This window comes from Bacteroides sp. ET71, assembly GCF_023336905.1.
In the GTDB taxonomy this organism is placed as follows: Bacteria; Bacteroidota; Bacteroidia; order Bacteroidales; family Bacteroidaceae; genus Bacteroides.
The window spans coordinates 1-607 of record NZ_JAMBLS010000136.1 but is presented as its reverse complement, the minus strand read 5'-3'; the positions used below and the strand labels follow the sequence as shown (position 1 = coordinate 607).

The 607-nt window shown below is 58.0% G+C and carries 1 protein-coding gene; it reads right to left on the bottom strand.

Features of this window, described 5'->3' with window-relative positions:
• A partial coding sequence (traK, locus tag M3090_RS15565) for a conjugative transposon protein TraK (protein WP_249057778.1) occupies positions 1–462 on the bottom strand: 462 nt, incomplete at its 3' end.
• Positions 463–607: the final 145 nt, after the last annotated feature.

Here is a 607-nt window from a genome sequence, read left to right as displayed (position 1 = left end):
ATAGGTCGTCACGATGTAGGGGTAACGCTCGAAGTCGCACGCCACGCTGTCCACCCGCACGGTCTGGTTGATGTTCGCCGAGATGATGCGGTTGTAATATCCCTTCTCCTCCCAATCCTTGTAGTAGCGGAAGGCGCTCTCGTCGCACAGGTACAACGCCCGGCGGATGTTCCCCTCGATGGCCGCCTTGTCGGGCGATAGCGTGAAGAACAGTTCGTGGAACCGCCTCACGTGTTCCCGCGCCTCGACCGGACGGTTCTGGGAGAGGTCTTGCGAGAGCGCGAGGATGAGCGACTTGCCGTTGTCCAGCACGTAGATTTTCTCCCGCTGCTTCTCGGCGAAGCTGTATGAACTCCACAGCGCGTAACCCGTGACCAACGCGCACAGCACGACGAAGGCTATTGCCATCGTGCGTATCTGCCGGAAGCTCGTTTCGATGTTCTTTAATGACTTGAATTCCATTTTCTTTAATTCTTGTTGTTGATTGTTGAATCATTTGCCCCGCAGCTTGCCCGCGACATGCCCGGCACCAGCCCCGGTAGCCGCTGCCGCCACTTTGCCGGTCTTGACGGCGGAGTTGTTCACCTGCTTGCCGTAGTTGCCAGCG